General features: G+C 65.9%; 13 protein-coding genes and 1 pseudogene. 3 read left to right on the top strand and 11 right to left on the bottom strand.

From position 1 onward, the window contains the following. Window positions 1-127: 127 nt before the first annotated feature. Window positions 128-1,054, top strand: coding sequence for a LysR family transcriptional regulator (locus CSV86_RS08995; protein ID WP_009395401.1), 927 nt, complete (start codon window positions 128-130; stop codon window positions 1,052-1,054). 156 nt (window positions 1,055-1,210) lie between these two features. Here the strand turns inward: CSV86_RS08995 and CSV86_RS09000 are convergent, their stop codons facing one another. Continuing rightward, window positions 1,211-2,386 (bottom strand): iron-containing alcohol dehydrogenase, encoded by a 1,176-nt coding sequence (locus CSV86_RS09000; RefSeq protein ID WP_009395402.1) that lies wholly within the window; start codon window positions 2,384-2,386, stop codon window positions 1,211-1,213. A gap of 74 nt (window positions 2,387-2,460) precedes the next feature. After that, complete coding sequence (locus CSV86_RS09005; RefSeq protein ID WP_009395403.1) at window positions 2,461-3,945, bottom strand: APC family permease; 1,485 nt, start codon at window positions 3,943-3,945, stop codon at window positions 2,461-2,463. Window positions 3,946-4,342: 397 nt separating this feature from the next. Here CSV86_RS09005 and mqo point away from each other — a divergent pair. Further along, window positions 4,343-5,991 (top strand): annotated as a pseudogene (mqo, locus tag CSV86_RS09010) (malate dehydrogenase (quinone)). A gap of 171 nt (window positions 5,992-6,162) precedes the next feature. Further along, window positions 6,163-8,697 (top strand): bifunctional diguanylate cyclase/phosphodiesterase, encoded by a 2,535-nt coding sequence (locus CSV86_RS09015; RefSeq protein ID WP_009395406.1) that lies wholly within the window; start codon window positions 6,163-6,165, stop codon window positions 8,695-8,697. Window positions 8,698-9,011: 314 nt separating this feature from the next. On the opposite strand, the gene CSV86_RS09020 is transcribed toward CSV86_RS09015, so the two are convergent. The 9 genes from CSV86_RS09020 to CSV86_RS09055 form a co-directional block, all read right to left on the bottom strand. Continuing rightward, window positions 9,012-10,625 (bottom strand): dipeptide ABC transporter ATP-binding protein, encoded by a 1,614-nt coding sequence (locus CSV86_RS09020; protein ID WP_009395407.1) that lies wholly within the window; start codon window positions 10,623-10,625, stop codon window positions 9,012-9,014. Further along, window positions 10,622-11,467: an ABC transporter permease gene (locus tag CSV86_RS09025; RefSeq protein WP_009395408.1), complete on the bottom strand. Its 846-nt coding sequence runs from the start codon at window positions 11,465-11,467 to the stop codon at window positions 10,622-10,624. Before CSV86_RS09025 ends, CSV86_RS09020 begins: the two co-directional genes overlap by 4 nt. Then, window positions 11,464-12,408 (bottom strand): ABC transporter permease, encoded by a 945-nt coding sequence (locus tag CSV86_RS09030; RefSeq protein WP_009395410.1) that lies wholly within the window; start codon window positions 12,406-12,408, stop codon window positions 11,464-11,466. The genes CSV86_RS09025 and CSV86_RS09030 overlap by 4 nt, the downstream gene beginning before the upstream one ends. Before the next feature lie 2 nt (window positions 12,409-12,410). Continuing rightward, window positions 12,411-14,006 carry an ABC transporter substrate-binding protein gene (locus CSV86_RS09035; protein ID WP_009395412.1) on the bottom strand — a complete coding sequence of 532 codons (1,596 nt, stop codon included), beginning with the start codon at window positions 14,004-14,006 and terminating at the stop codon, window positions 12,411-12,413. Window positions 14,007-14,015: 9 nt separating this feature from the next. Next, window positions 14,016-15,335 carry an LLM class flavin-dependent oxidoreductase gene (locus CSV86_RS09040; protein WP_009395414.1) on the bottom strand — a complete coding sequence of 440 codons (1,320 nt, stop codon included), beginning with the start codon at window positions 15,333-15,335 and terminating at the stop codon, window positions 14,016-14,018. Between the two features lie 50 nt (window positions 15,336-15,385). After that, entirely contained in the window at window positions 15,386-17,524 is a 2,139-nt protein-coding gene (locus CSV86_RS09045; RefSeq protein WP_376699752.1) for a TonB-dependent receptor plug domain-containing protein, read from the bottom strand. After that, window positions 17,512-17,823, bottom strand: a complete 312-nt coding sequence (locus CSV86_RS31815) for a hypothetical protein (protein ID WP_240160397.1) — start codon at window positions 17,821-17,823, stop codon at window positions 17,512-17,514. Before CSV86_RS31815 ends, CSV86_RS09045 begins: the two co-directional genes overlap by 13 nt. Window positions 17,824-17,984: 161 nt before the next feature. Beyond that, entirely contained in the window at window positions 17,985-18,971 is a 987-nt protein-coding gene (locus CSV86_RS09050) for an ABC transporter substrate-binding protein (RefSeq protein ID WP_009395419.1), read from the bottom strand. Window positions 18,972-18,974: 3 nt separating this feature from the next. After that, a complete protein-coding gene (locus tag CSV86_RS09055; protein WP_009395421.1) occupies window positions 18,975-19,766 on the bottom strand; it encodes a class II aldolase/adducin family protein in 792 nt (263 codons plus the stop codon). Window positions 19,767-19,809: the final 43 nt, after the last annotated feature.

Genomic DNA, 19,809 nt, shown 5'->3' on the forward strand with positions numbered 1-19,809 from the left:
GTCTGATGACCGGAAAGGATACCGCCTGGAATCTCCAGCTTACCAAGCCGGCTATTACGGCACGGGGCGGTGGCGGCGGACGTCGCCATAGGTACACTGGACGTCCTTTGCCCGGACCTTTGTCACCATGCTCCGTACCGTCACCGACCTCGACCTGCGCCTGCTGCGCATCTTCACCACCGTGGTGCGCTGCGGCGGGTTCACCGCTGCGCAGGCCGAGCTGAACATGAGCCAGTCGAATATCAGCATGCAGATCGGCAGCCTGGAGCAGCGCCTGGGTTATCGCCTGTGCGAGCGGGGCAAGGGCGGGTTTCGCCTGACGGCCAAGGGCAAGCGAATTCTCGAAGCGTCGCAGGCAATGTTCGAAGCCATAGGCCTGTTCCGTGACGAGGCGCAGGGGTTGTCGGGCAACCTGGTGGGCGATCTTTATGTGGGCATGGCGGACAATGTCGCCACGTTGCCCCAGGCGCGCTTCGGCGAGGCATTGGCAAGGTTTCACCAACGCGAACAGGATGTGCAGCTGAATCTGTACGTCAACTCGCCGACCGAGCTGGAGCTGGCGGTGATCGATGGGCAACTCGACCTGGCAGTGTCCTATTTCAGCCGTTCGCGGGCGAGCCTGGAGTACCTGCCGTTGTATAACGAGGAGATTGGCGTGTTTTGCGGTGATCGGCATCCGCTGTTCAAAGAGGCTGACCCGGATTTGCAGCGGATTGCCGGATGCAACTGGATCAGTCACGGTTTCCTTCCGGAAAACCAGGACCTGCCGCTGCGTCCCTTGTGCAGCCGGGCCACGGCCTACCATATGGAGGCCGTGGCCCATGCGGTGCTGGCCGGAACGCACCTTGGGTATCTGCCGACCCACTATGCGCAGATCTGGATCGAGCGCGGGCGCATGCGTGCGTTGCAGCCGCAGCGCCTGAAGTACGAGGTGATGCACAGCATGATCACCTACAGCGGCCGGCCCCGGAGCGAGGCGGCGCGGGCATTTGTCGAGGATCTGCTGGCGGTGCACGGACTAGTGGCGCCCGGCGCCGGCTCAAGGTGTTCCTGATGGCATCAATGCCAAGGTGAGAAGCGGGTCTCTCGGGCCTCTCGCTGGCAATGCCAGCTCCCACAGGCCTAGCGTCTGGCGTGGATTTCGTGGTCGACCAGGCATCTTGTGGGAGCCGGCGTTGCCGGCGATGGAGCCAGTAGCGGCACCGCGCATCTATTTCAATACGCCACCCACCGCATTCCGATAGATCCGCGCATAATCGCCGGCCCCCAGCGGCAGCGCATTGGTCTGCGATGACGAGATATCCGCCAGCGCCAGTTCTCCCACCAGAGCCGCATCGTCGCCATTCAACCCAAGCTGCGCCAACGTTGCCGGAATCCCCACCCGTGCCCGCAATTCCAGCACCCATGCCAGCAAGCCGTCGAAGCTGCCATCTTCCAGCTCGAGATAGCGTGCCAGCCGTGCAGCATCGCCTTCTATCGCGCTGCGATTGGCCACCAGCACGTACGGCAGCAGTACCGCATTGAGCAGGCCGTGATGCAGGTGATAGCGCGCACCCAGCGGGTGGGCGAGGGCATGCACGCCGCCCAGGCCCTTCTGGAAGGCCACGGCGGCACTGGCAGAGGCGATCAGCATGCCTTCCCGGGCCAGCAGGTCGTTGCCGTCGCGCATGGCGTTTTCCAGATGTAGCCGGACCAGGCGTACACCTTCCACCGCGATCCCCGCCGACATCGGATGGCATAGTGGCGAAAACAGCGCTTCGAGATGGTGGGTCAGGGCGTCCATGCCGGTGGCTGCGGTGAGGCCGGGCGGCAGGCCCAGGGTCAGGCGAGGGTCGAGAATCACGCCGCGCGCCAGCATCTCGCGATGACCAATGACTTTCTTCACGCCTTGGGCGGTATCGGTCAGTACCGCTTCGCGTCCCAGTTCCGAGCCGGTACCGGCGGTGGTAGGAATGACGATCAGTGGCGGCAGGTTAAGGGGCGGGTAATCAGCCAGGGTCGGGTAATGCTCAAGCATCTGCGTCCATTCGAACCGTGCCGCGCCCTGCGGATCGCGACTGAGCAGGGCGATGCCCTTGGCGGCGTCGATGGCGCTGCCGCCGCCGAGGGCGATCAGCGAGTCATGACCGCCCTCGGCGAACGCGGCTGCCCCGGCACAAGCGTGCTCCAGGCTCGGGTTACCCGACAGGCCATGGAACAGCCCGTGATCGATGCCTGCCGCTTTTAGATGCTCACGCACTGCACGCAATGGCGGCAACTCCAGCATGCCAGGATCGGTGACCAGCAACGGGCGATGCATGCCAGCCAGGGCACACCGTTCGCCGAGCACCGTGAGGGCATCGACGCCGCAGAAGATTTCGGTGGGGTAGTTCCAGTAGTGAATCATGGTCGGTTCCTGTGTTCAGGCATGCCTTGTCCCGCCGGGCAGGACGCCGGTGACGGGACAAGGACGGGGGAGGATTACTCGACGGCGCGACCGGCGAAGCTCAGGCTTCTGGCGATACGCCGATGGGGTTTGGCCAGCGCCAGGTAGGTGAGACCGAACAGCGCCAGCGCGGAGAACACCAGCACCACCGCCCAGACCTGGAACCAGGGGGCGCCAGGCGGCGCCAGCAGTTCCCGCGGCCAGGCCACGTTGACTGCCTCGAAGAGCAGCCAGAACACGGCCAGCCAGTTGACCGCCAGCCCCTTGCGACCCAATTGCAAGGCGCCTTTGGCCGGGTCCCAGCGCCCGCTGAGGCGCGCGTACAAGGCGCTGGCGGTGACGATCAGGAAAACGAAGAAGAAGCCGCCGCTACCGAAGGCGATAAGCGTGCCCACGGCGGTTGCGTTGAGGCCCAGGATCAGGCCAAGACTGGCCAGCAGCGTACTGCAGAGCATCGCCGCCATCGGCACCTTGCGCTTGTCCACCCGGCGCAGCAGCCCGGACCCAGGCAGGATACCGTCCCTGGCCATGCCGAAGATGGCCCGGCCGATGTAGGTCTGCACCGAGACCACGCAGGCGACGAACGCGATCAGGACGATAGCGACGAAGGGGCGTTCGGCCCAGCGGCCGAACGCATCGGACACCGCCGGAGTGACCGGATCGATGACCTGCCCGCTGACCAGCGCGGCGGGGTCCTTGAACGACAGGGTCACGGCGAAGGCGGTGAGCATCACCGTCAGGCCTACCACCAGCATCGAGCGCAGGATTGCCCGCGGTGTGGAAACGCGCGCATCGGTCGTTTCCTCGGACAGCTGCGAGCAGGCGTCGAAACCGAGAAAGGCCCAGCCGCACACGGCCATGGCAGTCAGCAACCCGCTCAAGTAGGACCCGCCGGACGCGTTTTCCGCGCCCATGCTGCTCAATAGTAGCTCGAATGAATGATTGCGGAAGAACAGCAGCAACAGCACGCCGATGCCGATGGAAGCGATGGCTTCGGCAAGGATGCCGGCGTTGACGAAGTACTTGAGTGGATTGATTCCCAGCAGATTCACCCCGAGCCCCAGCGCCAGCAGCGCGGCTGCGCAGGCCACCTGGGCATTGGCCGAGGGCGGTTCATCGAACAGCAGCAAACCCAGCCAGAAACCGCCGAGATAGGCCACGGTGGTCAGCGAGGCCAGCGCCGCCGCCAGGTACAGGAAACCGGTGAACCAGGCAAGGCGGTCACCGACCAGGCGCCGCACCCACTGGTAGCAGCCGCCGGCCAGGGGAAACTGCGAGGACAACTCGGCATACACCAGTGCCACGCTTAGCTGCAGCAACAGGCACAACGGCACGATCCACACCCAGGAGGGCCCGACGCTGATGGCGCCGAGCGACATCACCGAATAGATGCCGACAACCGGCGAGATGGTGGCGAAGCCCACGGAGAACGACGACCACAGGCTCAGGCCGCGATCCAGCTCCTGGCGGTAGCCGTGGCTGGCGAGCAGGTGCTCGTCGGGATTGGACGGAACGGACATGGGGGATCCTCGGCAGGTATTGGAATTGTTATCGAGATCCGGTGCCTCTTGAGGGCACTCGAGGTTCCGGCACAGCGTATGTCGACGTCGGGTCAGGAAAAATTCATGATTATTGCGACTGGCATCAGTCTTGATTGATGTTTGCCCGCCACGACTAAAGCCCCGGCCACGCCGTTCGTGCTACTCAGGGGACGCCGCGCCCCGGCAAGCCCGGGAGTCTCGGCTAACCTTTGAACTGTTCGTCGATGGAGGGTCTCGAACCTTGCAGTGCTGCCTTCGAGCCTCAAGCCTGGTGCCTTGCGTGCATCAAGGACAACATGGGCATTCCATCGGGCAGGGAACACACGCCAATCGAATCGGGGCTCGCCTCGTGGGAGAAAAGATGAATAACCGGATCATGTGGAGAGGCGCGCTGGTCGGCTTTGCGCTGGCATGCAACCTCGCCGGCGCCCAGGCCGCCGAGCCGAAGAAGGTCGATGTGCTGCTGGTGGGCGGTGGGATCATGAGTTCGACCCTGGCCATCTGGCTCAACGAACTGGAGCCGGGCTGGTCGATGGAAATGGTCGAGCGCCTGGACAAGGTGGCCGAGGAAAGCTCCAACGGCTGGAACAACGCCGGTACCGGCCACTCGGCCCTGGCCGAGTTGAACTACACCCGGAGAAGGACGGCAAGATCGATATCACCAAGGCGGTGGAGATCAACGAGTCGTTCCAGATCACCCGTCAGTTCCTCGCCTGGCAGGTCAAGAGCGGCGTGCTGAACAACCCGCGTTCGTTCATCAACACCACGCCGCACATGAGCTTCGTCTGGGGCGATGACAACATCAGCTTCCTCAAGCGCCGTTACGAAGCCCTGCAGAAGAGCCCGTTGTTCCGCCCGATGCAGTATTCCGAAGACCACGAGCAGATCAGGAAATGGGTGCCGCTGATGATGGAAGGCCGCGATCCGCAGCAAAAGCTGGCGGTCACCTGGACCCCGATCGGCACCGATGTCAACTTTGGCGAGATTACCCGCCAGTACGTAGGCTACCTGCAGAAACAGCAGAATTTCAGCCTCAAGCTCAACAGCGAGGTCGAGGACATCACCCGCAACGCCGACGGCTCCTGGCGGGTCGAGTACAAGAACCTCAAGGACGGCAGCAAGACCACCACCGACGCCAAGTTCCTGTTCATCGGGGCCGGCGGCGCGGCGCTGCCGCTGCTGCAGAAGTCCGGCATCCCCGAGGCCAAGGACTATGCCGGGTTCCCGGTGGGTGGTTCGTTCCTGGTGACCGACAAGCAGGATATCGCCCTCCAGCACATGGCCAAGGCCTACGGTATCGCTTCCACCGGCGCGCCGCCGATGTCGGTGCCGCACCTGGACACCCGGGTCCTGGATGGCAAGCGGGTGATCCTGTTCGGGCCGTTCGCGACCTTCTCCACCCGCTTCCTCAAGGAAGGCTCGCTGCTCGACCTGTTCGCCAGCATGTCAGTGCATAACGTCTGGCCGATGGTGAGGGTCGGGGTGCGCGAGTTCGACCTGGTCAAATACCTTATCGGCCAACTGATGCAAAACGATGACGACCGTTTCGCCGCCCTGCAGACCTATTTCCCCCATGCGAAAAAGGAAGACTGGCGCCTGTGGCAAGCCGGCCAGCGCGTGCAGATCATCAAGAAGGACGAAAACCAGGGCGGCGTGCTCAAGCTGGGTACCGAAGTGGTGACCTCCAAGGACGGCAGCATCGCCGGCCTGCTGGGCGCTTCGCCGGGTGCCTCGACGGCGCCGCCGATCATGCTCGACCTGATGCAGAAGGTATTCAAGGACCGGCTGCAATCTTCGGCCTGGCAGGAAAAGATCAAGCAGATCATTCCCAGCTACGGGACGCACCTGAACGACGACCCGGCGGCGGTGGAGCGGGAGTGGGCCTACACCAGCGAAGTGCTGCAACTGGCGCCTGCGCCGGGGATCGACCAGCGCCAGGACGCGGGTAACCCGCAGAACATCGACCCGCTGGGCGAGCCGGGTGCCGGAGCCGACCCGGATATCAACCCGCAAGGAGAGCAATAGCACGATCACCGAAGGCCGCAGACGCGGCCTTCGGGCTTTTTGCAGATGCCCGTCCGTCGCCTTGTTTGAACACCCTGGCCAAGCGGACCCTCAGTTTTCACGTAGGGCATACCAAGGCCCGGCGCCACCGTTCCCCCAAGGTCCGCATGATCCTGGCCAACGAGGACACGCATGCAAGCAGGGACGACCTCTACCAGCGCAAGCCGCAGCCGCCTGACACGGCAACTGATCCTGGGTTTCTCCGGCGCCATCCTGTTGATCCTCGCGGTCGGCCTGGCGTCCCTCTACCGCATCGTCGTGGCCCTCGATGAACGCGAGCAACTGCGCAGCGCCTTTCTCGCCGGTTCGGTCCGGCAAAGCCTGGAGAAGTCCGAGAAGACCTACCTGCTGTCCCATGCCTTCTGGCAGGCGGCCTACGACGAGCTGGGCATCGGCAACAACCGCCAATGGGCCTATGCCGAGGACAATATCGGCCCGACCCTGTACAGCAGCGATGGCTATGCCGGGGTCTTCGTCATCGACGAGAACACCACCAGCTACGCAGTCGTCGACGGGCAGCTCAGCGACCAGCCGCTGGAGGCCCTGACCCCGGCAAAGCAACGGATCCTGGCGCAGGCGCGGGTGGCACTGCTGGACGACCAGGCTACGTCGGGCTATATCCGCTTTCGCGATGGCCCGGCGCTGTTCAGCGCTGCGGTGATCCGCCCGCCGCAGTTGCCCCATCACGTCCCCGGGCCGCAACGGGTGCTGGTCTTCGTCCGGCCCCTGACCCCGGTGGTATTGCAGCCTTTGGCCGATAGCGTCGGCCTGGCTTCGTTTTCGGTCACTGCGCGTGGCTATGACGCGCCGGGCGAGGACCACATGCGCCTGGACAACAGCGGCTACTGGCTGGTGTGGCCGGTCCAGCGTCCTGGCAGCGAGCTGGCCCTGACCGTGATGCCGCCGCTGGCCCTGGCGACCCTGGTAATCCTCCTGGCCATGCTCGCCTTCGCCCGCCAGGCCTTGAGCGTCAGCGCGCGCAACGACCGCAACTATCAGGAACTGGCAGCGTCCCGCGAAGCCCTGAAAGTCAGTGAGGAGCGTTTCAAGGCGGTGGCCGAGGCGGCCTCGGACTGGATCTGGGAAACCGATGCCCAGCTCCGGCTCACCTACCTGTCGGGGCGTTTCGCCGAACTGACCGGCTACCCGGTGCAGGAGTGGCTGGGCCGGCCCTTGACCGACCTGATGAGTTGCGACACTGCCCATCTGCAGCACTGGCTGGCGCAACTAGGCAGCGTCAACGGCTCCGACAGCCTGCGCTGCCAGTACCGTGACCACCTCGGCCAACAGCGTATCTGCCGACTGACGGCGCGGCCGGTGTTGCATCACGAGCAGCTCCAGGGCTTTCGCGGTACCAGCTTCGACATCACCGATGAAGTGGCGGCCCATGCCCGTATCCAGCACTTGTCGCAGCACGACGCCCTGACCGGCCTGCCCAACCGCAACAAGCTGTTCGCCTTTATCGAACAGGCCCTGCTGGAAGGGAAGGCGGACCTGGCTGTGCTTATCCTGGACCTCGACAACTTCAAGCCGATCAACGATCACCTCGGTCACCCGGCCGGCGATGCGGTGTTGATCGAAGTGGGGCGGCGCCTGGGAACCATCACCCGCGACAGCGACCTTGTGGCCCGTCTGGGCGGTGACGAGTTCGTCCTGGTGGTGGCGCGGCCGGGCACCCGGGAGGAAATGGATGCCCTGTGCCAGCGGGTCATCGTTACCCTGCGCCGGCCCATCGAGCATGACGGCCAGCAATTGCATATCGATGCCAGCCTTGGCGTGGTGCTGTCTCGCGAGCACGGCGGGCAGCCGGCGGACCTGATCAAGTACGCCGATATTGCCCTGTACAACGCCAAGGCGGCCGGCAAGGGCAATTGGCTGCACTTCTCGGCGCAGATGAACGATGCCGTGCAGGGCAAGCGCACCCTGGAGCGCGAGCTGGCGCTGGGCATCGAACACGGACAACTGGTCCTGCATTTCCAGCCACGCTTTTTGATCGATGGGGTCACCGTGGCGTCGGTGGAGGCCCTGGTGCGTTGGCAGCATCCACAACGCGGCCTGATCGGGCCGGACGAGTTCATCCCGCTGGCCGAGGAGTCCGGGCTGATCGTCCAACTGGGCAACTGGGTGCTGCGCGAGGCTTGCAGCACGGCCAAGGCCTGGCCGCAGCCGGTGCTGGTGTCGGTGAACATGTCACCGGCGCAGTTCACCCGCAGCAATGTCGTGCGCGATGTCCGCGAGGCCTTGCTGCACAGTGGCCTGCCGGCGCACCGCCTGGAGCTGGAAATCACCGAGAACGTGATGCTTAACGACATCGAGAACGCCCTGGCGACCATGACCGCCCTCAAGGAGCTGGGCGTGCGCCTGAACATGGACGACTTCGGCACCGGCTATTCGTCGCTGGGCTACCTGCGCACCTATCCGTTCGACAGCATCAAGATCGACAAGCGCTTCGTCCAGGCTCTGGGCAAGAGCGACAGCGACCGCAGCGTGGTGCAGGCGATCATCAACCTGGGCAACGCCATGGGCATGACGGTCACCGCCGAAGGGGTCGAGACCGAACGGCAGCTGGACCTGCTCAGTGCCGACCAGTGCCATGAAGTGCAGGGCTATCTGCTGAGCCGGCCGGTGGAGAACCGCGTGCTGGTAGGGATGATGAAGAATGGATGAAGGCAGCTGCGGCTTGCATATAACTCTGTGGGAGCTGGCTTGCCAGCGATGAGGCCGGCACGGGCAATCGTGTTGTGAGCTCTGGCCCAATCGCTGGCAAGCCAGCTCCCACAGGGACGGTGCAATGCTGAGCCGGCCGGTGGAGAATCGTGTGCGGGTGGTGATGAAGAATGGGTGAAGGCATCTGTAGCTTGCACGCAACCCAGTGGGAGCTGGCTTGCCAGCGATGAGGCCGGCTCGGGCAATGATGGTGTGAGATCTGGCCCAATCGCTGGCAAGCCAGCTCCCACAGGGAGGTTGCAAGCCTTGGATGTTCAGAGATTCACTGCCCTGGTTTGCACTTCAGCCTCCGGCACCAACCGCCCCGGCATATCCTCCAGCAGCCGCCGCGTATAGTCGCTTCCCGGTCGCCCGAATACCTCTTCGGTCGGGCCTTGGTCCACCAGCCGCCCCTGGCTCATTACCAGCACCTGGTCACTGATCCCGCGTACCGTCGCCAGGTCGTGGGAGATGAACAGATAGGTCAAGCCAAGTTTCTCCTGCAAACGCTGCAACAGATCCAGCACCTGCGCCTGCACCGGTGCGTCCAGCGCCGACAGCGGCTCGTCCAGCACCAGCAGCTCCGGCTCCGCCGCCAGTGCCCGGGCTATCGCGACTCGCTGGCGCTGGCCGCCGGAGAGTTGGGCAGGGCGGCGATGCAGCAGGTCGCCCGGCAAGCCGACCCGTTCGAGCAACGCGAGTACCCGTGCCCGGTGATCGCGCCGCTGGCCTATCCCGAACGCACGCAGCGGCTCGCTGACGATTGCCAGCAGATCCTGGCGCGGATCCAGCGCGGCATAAGGATTCTGGTAGACCAGTTGCACCCGTCGCCGGTAACCGTGCAGTTGGCGGCGACCGGCCCCGAGCACTTCGAGCCCGTCGAAGCGCACGCTGCCGGAGCTGGCCCGTTCCAGGGCGAGAATGATCCGCGCCGTGGTGGATTTGCCCGAGCCCGACTCGCCCACCAGGCTGGTGGTGGTGCCACGTTGCAGGCTGAAGCTGACACCATCCACCGCCGCCGCCCCGCGCTTGTCGAAGCGCCGGTTGAGGCTGGTGACCTGCAACAGCGGCAGCTCCCGGCTCAGCGCTGGCGCCACGCGACGCTGTTGCAAGCGCGCCAGTGGCGAGGCCTGGAGCAACTGGCGGGTGTAGGGGTGCGCCGGCGCATGCCACAGCTGCGCCGGAGTACCGCTTTCCAGCAGGCGACCGTGGCGCATCACCAGGATCCGGTCGGCGCGATCCAGCGCCACCGCCAGGTCATGGGTGATCAGCAGCAGGCTACTGCCACGCTCGCGGACCAGTTGCTGCAAGCGGTCGAGGATCTGTCGTTGCACGCTGACATCCAGGGCACTGGTGGGCTCGTCGGCGATCAGCAGCGGCGGGTCATTGGCCAGGGCAATGGCGATCAGCACCCGCTGGCACATGCCCCCGGACAGTTGATGGGGATACCGGGCGAGCAGGGTTTCCGGCGCCTTGAGCCCGACGTCCCGGAGCAGCTCCAGGGCACGCGGACGGGCCTGGGCCAGGGGCATGCCGTGCACGGTCATGGCTTCCACCACCTGGGCCCCGATGGTCTTCACCGGGTCCAGCGAGGTACCCGGATCCTGCGGCACGAAGCCGACCAGGCGGCCACGACGCTGGCGCCAGGCACGTTCGTCGAGGCTGTCCAGCGCCTGGCCCTTGAACCACAGCTGCCCGTGCTGCTGCGCCGCTTCGGGCAACAAGCCGGCCAGCGCCGCGGCCGTGGTGGATTTGCCGGAGCCGGACTCGCCGACCAGGCAGACGATCTCGCCTGCCGCGATGTCCAGGTCCAGCCCTTGCACGGCGGCCTGCGCCGCCCCCGGATACTCGACCCCGAACTGGCGGATACGCACCAATGGCGTACTCATGGATGTTCTCCCTGAAGACGTTGCAAACCCCGGCCAAGCTGCTGGGTGGCGAGCACGACGCCGGCCACCACCAGCCCCGGCAGGGTGGTGTACCACCAGGCGGCGACCATGTAGTTGCGCCCTTCGGCAATCAACAGGCCCCATTCCGGTTGCGGCGGCGGGGCGCCAAAGCCAAGGAAACTGAGGGCCGAGACCGCCAGCACCGCGCTGGCGAACTCCAGTGCCGCCAGGGCGAGCAACGGCCCGGCGGCATGGGGCAGTACATGCCGGCAAAGATTGGTCCAGGAACCAACGCCGACCACCTGGGCGGCTTCGACGAAGACCCGGCTGCGCCAGCGCAGGACTTCGCCCCGGGCCAGCCGGGCGAACACCGCCACCGACGACAGCCCCACCGCGATGGCGATCTCCAGCGTGCCGAAACCCAGGGCGGTGACGATGGCCATGGCCAGCAGCAGGGCCGGAATCGCCATCAGCACCTCCACCAGCACCGCCAGGACGCGGTCGGCCGCGCCACCGAACCAGCCTGCGATGCCGCCGAGCAAGGTTCCGGCCAGCAGGGCGATAACCACCGCAATGGCCGTGGCCTGCAACGACAGTGCTGCACCGTATACGCAACGGGCATACAGGTCGCGGCCCAGATGGTCGGTGCCGAACCAGTGCTGCGCCGAGGGCGCGCGCAGGGTCTGGGTGGGGTCGGCCAGCAACGGATCGAGGCTGGTGAACAGCCCGGGAAAGAACGCCAAGCCCAGCAGAAGCACGAACAGCACCAGGCTCAGCGCTACTGGCAAGCCAGGCCGGTAGCGCCACGCAGGCAAGGAGGAAATGGCGGGGTGCAGGATCATGGTCGGCTCCCTTGGCGAATGCGTGGGTCCAGCAACGGGTAGAGCAGGTCGGTGAGCAGGTTGGTCAGCACATAGAGGGCCGCGGCCAGCAGCACCACGCCCTGGACCACGGCGATGTCCTGGCTGGCCACCGCCGCCTGGGCCAGGCGGCCCACGCCGTCACGGGAGAACACCGTCTCGGTGACCACCGCACCGGCCAGCAGATTGCCCAGCAGGGTGCCGGTCAGGCTGAGCAGGGGGATCGAGGCGTTATGCAGGATATGCCGCCACAGCAACGACCAGCGCCCGACCCCCTTGCTGCGCAGGGCCTGGACGAAGGGCTGCTGGCTGACGCTGGCGATGGAACGACCGAGCACCTGGGCGATCATCGCGGCGCAGGGCAGGGCCAGGGTGACAGCCGGCAGCACCAGGCTGGCGAGACCGTGATCGCCCATCGCCGGCAACCAGTGCAGGCGGAAGGAGAACAGTTGCAGCAACAGCAGGCCAACCCAAAAGGTTGGCAGCGATACCACCAGCGCCGGCGCATTGTGCAGCGCCGCCTGCAGCGGGCGCCGGCGCACCTGGTGGGCCGCCAGGGCCACGCCGATGCCCAGCGGCACGGCGATCAGCAGTGCGGCAAAGGCCAGGGCCAGGGTTGCCGGAAGGGCTGCGGCCAGGGCCGCCGCGACCGGCTTGCCAGTCTGCAGCGATACGCCAAGGTCCAGGTGCAGCAACCGCCACAGGGCGCCGCCGTACTGCTGCCAGAGACTGCCGTCGAGGTGATAGCGAGCCCGCAGTTCGGCGACCTGTGCCGGATCCGCCGTGCCCGGTTCGCCGCCCTGGGCGAGCAGGATGCCGACCGGATCGCCCGGCAGCGCATAAAGAATGGCGAACGACAGGCTGAAGGCCGCCCACAGCACCAGCAGGGCCTGGGCCAGACGCCAGAATGCAGAGGTGTGCATGCTCAGTGGCCTCCCGGTTGTGCCAGCCAGGTGTCGTAGAACTGCAGGCGCGTCGAGGCCTCGTAGTGCAGGCCGTGCACCACGTCGCGGAAGGCGGTGACGGTGGCCATTTCCACCAGCGGAAGCACATGGCCCAGGTCCAGCAATTCGGCGCTGGCCTGCTGGATCAGCGCGCCGCGTTTCTGCCCATCGAGGCTGGCCGCCGAGTCGAGCAGCAGCCGGTCGAGCGGCAGCGGTGCGCGAACGTTGACGTTGCGTCCCGGAGACAGGAATACCGTGCGCAGTACGTCCGGATCGGCGCGGGTCAGGTTGAAGAACCACAGGCTGTAGTCGAGGGAGGTCTGTTGCAGGCTGACCTGGCCGATGGTGGATTTGTTCAGGCGCAACTCGACGCCGATCTTGCGCAGTTGTTGCTGTACCAGCTCCAGCACCGGGGTGGTGGCCTGCCAGTAGTCGAGGGTGAAGCCCAGGCGCTTGCCGTCGCGCTGGCGCCAGCCATCGGCACCCTTGCGCCAGCCGGCGTCATCCAGCAGCTTTTCCGCGCCCGCCGGATCGTAGGCCAGATGACTGCTCAGGTCCTGGTAATACGGCGTGCTGCTCGCCAGTACCGAGGTCGCCGGCTTCTGGTAACGGGAAATCACGCCCTGGAACTGGCTGCGGTCGATGGCCTTGTTCAGCGCCTGGCGCACTGCCAGCTCATCCAGTGGCGCCCGCGAGACATTCGGCGTCAGGCTGAAGACGATGCCCGGGTTGGGGCGGTTGATCGAGGGCACGCCCTGGGCTTGCAGCACCGCTTCGTCCTGCACCGGCACACTGGTGTTCACGTCGATCTGCCCGGACAGCAGGCTGCCCAGGCGTACGCCGGACTCGGGGAGGATATGGAACTCGATGGCGTCCAGCCAGGCGCGGCCCTGATGCTGGGCAATCGAAGACGGCCAGCGGTAGTCGGGGCGGGCTTCGATGCGCACCAGCCTGTTGTGCTCGAAGCTTTTCACCGTGAACGGCCCGGAGCCCACCAGGGCGCCCTGGCAGCGCTCCTCGGCATTGCGTTTCAAGGTGTCGAGGGAAAACAGCCCGAGGCTCATGGTGGAACTGGCCTGGAGGAACTGGGCGTTGGGTTGCTTGAAGGTGACGCGTACGCTCGACGGGCCGGTGACCTCCACCGATTCAAGGCCCGCCAGGTAGGTCCCGGCCAGTTGCGCGCGTGCGCCAAGCGCGACGATCGCCTCGAAATTGGCCTTCACCGCCGCCGCATCCAGCGGGCTGCCATCGGCGAAGGTCACGCCTTCGCGCAGGTGGAAATCGAACTGTCGCGAGTCCTCGCTGACTTCCCAGCGCTCGGCCAGCCAGGGCAGGATCTCGGCGCTTTGCGGGTCCTGGTCGGTAAGCGAGTCCACCAGTTGCCGGCCCACGTTGAGCGCGGTGTTGTTGCCGGCCTGCTGCGGATCGATGCAGTTCGGGTCGCCGTCGAAGGCCACGCGCAGTACACCGCCAGTCTGCGGCTGCGCCGGGGTGCCGGTGGCGGCCGTTTGCTCGGGCTTGCCGTCGCAGCCGGCCAGGGCCACGGCGATGGCCAGGATTGCCAGGGGTCGAATCATGGGCGCTCCTCAGAAAAACCGGTTGGTGCGGTAGGGCAGGCCGAGGTTTTCCCGCAGCGTGGTACCGGCATATTCGCGCTGGAACAGGCCACGGCGTTGCAGCTCGGGGACCACACAGTCGACGAAATCGTCGATGGCCGAGTGCAGGCCGCTGAACATGATGTTGAAGCCGTCGGCGGCACCTGCTTCGTACCAGGCATGCAGGTCATCGGCGATGCTTTCCGGGGTGCCGATCAGGATCCGATGGCCGCCGGAGGTGAGCTGGTTGAATAGCTGGCGCACGGTCGGGCGCTCGCGGCGGATCAGGTCGAACACCAGCTTCTGCCGGCTCTGGTGGGTGTTGGTGGTGAAATGCTCCGGTGGCAATGGCACCACTTCGTCGAAGGGCAGTTCGGACAGGTCGTAGCCGAGGCTGACGAACTTCGAAATCGAGCTGAGGAAGGCCTTCGGCTCCAGCAGTTCCTGCTGGCGGTCGTATTTGGCCTGGGCTTCGGCGAGGGTTTTGCCGACTACCGGGGACACGCCGGGAAGGATCTTCAGCTCATTGGCGCCACGTCCGAAAGCAGCGGCCGCGGCCTTGGTTTCCTGGTAGAAGGCGCGCCCCTGCTCGATGGTGTGCTGGGCAGTGAAGATCAGTTCGCCGACCCGCGCCGCCAGGCGCTTGCCCGCCACCGAGGCGCCGGCCTGGGCCACCACCGGATGGCCCTGGGGCGAGCGCGATACGTTGAGCGGGCCGCGGACCTGGAAGTGCTCGCCCTGGTGGTCGAGCACGTGCAGCTTGTCGATGTCCAGCCAGGTACCGCTGGCCTTGTCCTGGATAAAGGCGTCGTCGGCCCAGCTGTCCCACAGGCCGCTGACCACGTCGTAGAACTCCTCGGCGCGGGCATAGCGGTCGTCATGCTCGACATGCTCCTGGCGATTGAAGTTCTCGCCGCCGCCCAGGGAGGTGACCAGGTTCCAGCCGGCCCGGCCACCGCTCAGGTGGTCCAGCGCAGCGTACTTGCGCGCCACGTTGTAGGGCTCGTTGTAGGTGGTGCTGGCGGTGGCGATCAGGCCGATATGACGGGTGCTGGCGGCCAGCGCCGGGGCCAGGATCAGCGGGTCCCAGCGCACGCTGTTGGGCCCGCGTTGCAGGGCCAGGTCGAGCTTGACGTCGAGGGTGTCGTTGAAGAACAGCGAATGGAAGCGCCCGGCCTCCAGCTTGCGCGCGATGTACTGGTAGTGCTCCAGGCTGCGGAAGGTATCCAGCGGCGCCTCCGGCAGGCGCCAGGCGCTGCCGCTGAGGGTGCCGGGGATGAAGGCGCCGAGTACGAACTGGCCTTGGCTCATGAACATTCTCCTGGCGCCCGCCGAACGAGGCGGGCGCTCGATCGTTGGGGTCAGAAGTTGTAGGCGACGCGGGTGTACCAGAAGCCGCCGTACGGATCGAACGGCGAGATCGAACCGAATTTAGGGAAACCGTTGACGTCGCCGGCCGGGTAGGCGTTGTTATCGGCGCGCACGTCGAACAGGTTGTTGGCGCCCACGGCGATATCGAAGTTGTCGGTGACCGCATAGGCCACTTCCAGGTCGGTGAGCCACTTGGCGCCGTAGGTCACGTCGTAGTTGGGGTTGGCGTCGCGGGCGGTGACCTTGTCGTAGCGGGTCACGGCGGCGTTGACGGTAAAGCGCTCGATCTGCCAGTTGGCGCTGAGGATCAGCTTGGTCTTGGGGTTGGCCACGGTGAGGTAACCCTGGGCCACGCGGTCGAACAGTTCAAGATTGTTGCCGGCGGCCTTGAGGGCGGCCGGGGTCTGCTTGATGTCGTCGATATCGGTCTTGTTGTAGTTGGCGCCGATGCCGTATTTCACCCGGCCGAACTGGCCGTAATCGACCCGGTAGTCGGCCACCAGGTCGATGCCGCGGGTGGTGGTGTCGGCGGCATTGGTGAAGTACTTGATGCGGTAGCCGGGCTTGTAGCCGTTGGCGACGAGGATCTGATCGACGCCGTTGCCGTAGAGGAAGCCGGTCAGCGCGATGCGGTCGCGGATCTCGATCTGGTAGGCATCGAGGGTCACGCTGGCCTGGGGCAGCGGCTGCCAGGTCAGGCCGAGGCTGATGTTGCGCGACTTCTCCGGGCTCAGGTCCTCGGCGCCAAGGGCCTTGGCCAGGGCTGAGTCGACCCGGGCGGTCTTGGCCTCGACGAACTGCGACACGCCGTTGACCGTGGTGTACTGGTTGGCGGTCTGGGCGTAGGTGGACTGCGACAGCGATGGTGCGCGGAAGCCGTTGCTCACCGTGCCGCGCACGGCGAAGGTCGGGGTGAAGTCATAGCGCGCGGTGAGCTTGCCGCTGCGGGTATTGCCACTGTTGTCGTCGTATTTCTCGAAGCGTGCGGCGGCGCCCAGGTAGAGCTTCTCGGTGGGGTTGAAGCCCAGGTCCAGGTAGCTGGCGTAGCTGTTGCGACTGGCCTGGCCTTCGTCTTCCGGGGTCAGGGTGATCGCGCCCTGGGCGCCCACCGAGCCGGGTTGTCCGGCCAGCGGGCCGCTGGGGTAGATATAGCCACCGTTGATCCACGACAGCGGGTCGTCCGACTCGGTCTTGTAGCGCTCGTGGCGGTGCTCCAGGCCCCAGGACACCTGCAGCGGCTTGCTCAGGCCGACCTCGAAGGCACGGGTCAGGTCAAGGTTGTTGGTCCACTGGTCGAAGGTATTGCTGTAGGTATCGAAGTGGGTCGGGCTGCTGGGGCCGAGGGAGGCGTTGAGGGTTTCGTCGGCGCCGGCCTGGCTTTTCGCCCGGCCGAAGGTGGAGCTGAGGTCCCAGTGCCACTCGGCGATCTCGCCCTTGCCGCCGGCAGCGGCCTGGTAATCGGTTTCCTTGAGGGTGTAGAAGGGCGCGGTGCCGTCCGGGTAGATCTGCGGAATGATGTTGGTCGAGTTGGGGCGCCGGTAGTTCTGCCCGCCCTTGGCATCGCGCTGGCTCAGGGTCGAGAAGGAATACAGGGTCAGGTCGTCGCTCACCGGCAGTTCGGCGTTGTACGACAGGTTGATCGCCTTGATCTTCGGCAGGCCGTTCTTCTGCACTTCGCGGTCGGCCGTGGCGTTGCGCGGGTCGCCGGCGAAGTACAGGTTGCCGGTGGCCTCGCGGGAACGGGTAGCGGTCTGCACCGACTTGGCATCCAGGGCGTAGTTGAAGAAGCCGCCGTTGTCGCCAAGGGCCAGGCCCTGGTTGAGGGTCTGGCGCAGGTTACCGCCGTCGCCGTCCTCGTAGTACTGGCCATATTGGGTGCTGACCGAGCCGCCGTTGTCGTTCTGCTTGAGGATTATGTTGATCACCCCGGCGATGGCGTCGGAGCCGTACTGGGCCGAGGCACCGTCGCGCAGCACTTCGACATGGTCGATGGCGCTGATCGGGATCATGTCCAGGTCCACCGGGTTGGTGCCGTAGGCGGCGGTGGAGTCGAGGTTGATTACCGAACTGTTGTGGCGGCGCTTGCCGTTGACCAGCACCAGCACGTTGGAGCCGTTCAGGCCGCGCAGGCTGTAGGGGCGGGCGACGCTGTCGTTGGAGGTGCCGGAAGGGCGCTGGGAAACGACGGCAGGGTTTTCTGCAGGGCTTCGCGCAGGCTGCTGGAGCCGGTCTGTTCGAGCTGCTTGCTGTCGATCACGTCGATCGGTGCCGGGCTGCTGGTGACGGTGCGCACCTCGCTACCGCGCGAACCGGTGACGATCACCGTGCCGAGCGCGGTATCGCTGTCGGCGGCCAGCGCCAGCGGGTTGAACAGGTAGCCGGCGAGCAGCGCCGGGGCCATGGACAAGGGAGTGAATACGGACTTCATGACGGTTCCTAAGGGTTCGATTGGCAGTCAGGCCCTGGATGTGCGATCGAACGGGCTCTCATAGGTTGTTTCACGTTTTCCAGGCATGGCCGGGCCTGCGGGAGGTCCATTGCTCCCGTGGTTCGGCGTGCCTGTGTCTCGTCCGGCGCGCGCCGGTACGCTTATGCCGCGGCGGATCCCTGGCCGCTGAGCAATGAACTGAAGCGGCGGTCCCAGAAGTCGCGGACCGTCACCGGTTGGCGCAGCAGGCCGCTGTCATGGAACAGGTCGGCGATGCGCTGCTGCGCGGCGATGTCCTCGTCGCTGACCGGGAGCAGGCGGCATGGCCGCTGGCGCTGGTCGAACTGTTGCAGGTAGAGCGACCGGGAGATCCCGGTCAGGGCTTCGTTGCGCGCGGCCCAGGCGTCGGGATTGCGCTCCACCCAGTCCCAGGTGGCGCGTTCGCGTTCGAGGAAGTCGGCGATCTGTGCCTGCTTGCCCGGTTGCGCCAACACCTTGGCGCTGGTGGCGATCAGGTAATTGCCGCACTGGTAGCGGCTGGCATCGGCCAGCAGTTCGCCGTCCATTTGCGTCAAGGCCTGGAGCGCCCCGATGCCGCCGGCGACGATGGCGTCGAGATGGCCGTTCTGAAACGCGATCAGCGCATCGCGCGCCGGCATCGCCCGGGCCTGGATATCGTCAAGGGTGAGGCCGTTGTGGCGTAGCAGGTTGAGCACCAGGTAGTGGGTGTCGGTGGCGCGTACGAAACTGATGCGTTTGCCCTTGAGGTCGGTGATCGAGCGGATGCCGCTGCCGCGCTTGACGATCACGCCGCTACGGTTCTGCTCGCCCTGGTAGCTGGCGATCAGCACCAGCGGGTTGCCGGCGGCGCTGGCGAACAACGGCAGCACCGGGCTCATGAAGGCGTAGTCGAGGCTGGCGCTGGCGAACGCCTCGAGCACCATGGCACCGCCGGGGATGTCCACCCATTCCACCGGATAGGGCGTGGCGGCCTGCCCGGCATCGCCGAGAAAGCTTGCGGCCTGGCCCTTGTAGCGCCAGACCCGCAGTGCCTTCGGGGTGTTCGCCAGCGCCGGAGCCATGCCTGCGGCGAGGCCGAGCAGGGCGCTGTGCTGGATGAAGCGGCGGCGGTGAAGGTCGATGTTCATGGCTCAGTCCAGCAGGTCGGGTTGTTGCTGGACGATGCGGTCCCACAGCGGCAGGAAGTTCAGCCAGCCGAACAGCTCGCGCTGTGCCGCATCGAAGCTGTCCTCGCCCACCTGCGGAATGCGCGGTTGGCCGGCGGCATACGCCAGCAGATGAGCGCGGGCGGTGTCGTCGGCGAGGATAAAGCGCCACGCCGCGCTTTCCACGGTCTGGCCGGTGGTCCACAGGCCGTGGTTCTGCCAGACCAGCAGGTTGTTGTCGGCGAAGGTCTCGACGAAGGCCTGGGCCACCAGGTCGCGATCGGCGCTGCCCAGGGCATGGCGGTCGAACAGTACCTGCTCGCCGACGAAGGCCGAGGACTCGGCGGTGATCGGCTGGAACAACTGGCCCAGGGACGACCACACCCGGCCATGGAAACCATGCAGATGGGCGATGCCGACCACCTCCGGACGGGCCTTCTGCAACTCGTAGTGCAGTTCCAGGGCGCTGGTGTTGAGCAGGCCGTCGCCTTCCACTACCTGGCCCTGGCCGTTGACCCGCAGCAGATGGCTGGTGCGGATCTGCGAGAACGGCACGCCCAGCGGGTTGATCCAGTAATGGTCGGTCTCGATCGGGTCGCGGGCGGTGAAATGCCCGGCCAGGCCGACCTCGAAGCCCAGCTCGGCGAACAGCCGATAGGACGCAGCGAGTCGCTGCTTGCGGTGCAGGCGTTCGGCGTGAAGATCGGCGTGGGTGGTCGGGGCGCTCAGTTGCAGGCGATGGTTGTGGTTCGGCAGGCGGGTAATGCTATGGCTCATCGGGGCGTACTCGCAGGTGGATGAATCGGGCGCCTCCACCGTG

Origin of the sequence: Pseudomonas bharatica CSV86, from assembly GCF_000319305.2 — a bacterium.
Taxonomy (GTDB): domain Bacteria; phylum Pseudomonadota; class Gammaproteobacteria; order Pseudomonadales; family Pseudomonadaceae; genus Aquipseudomonas; species Aquipseudomonas bharatica.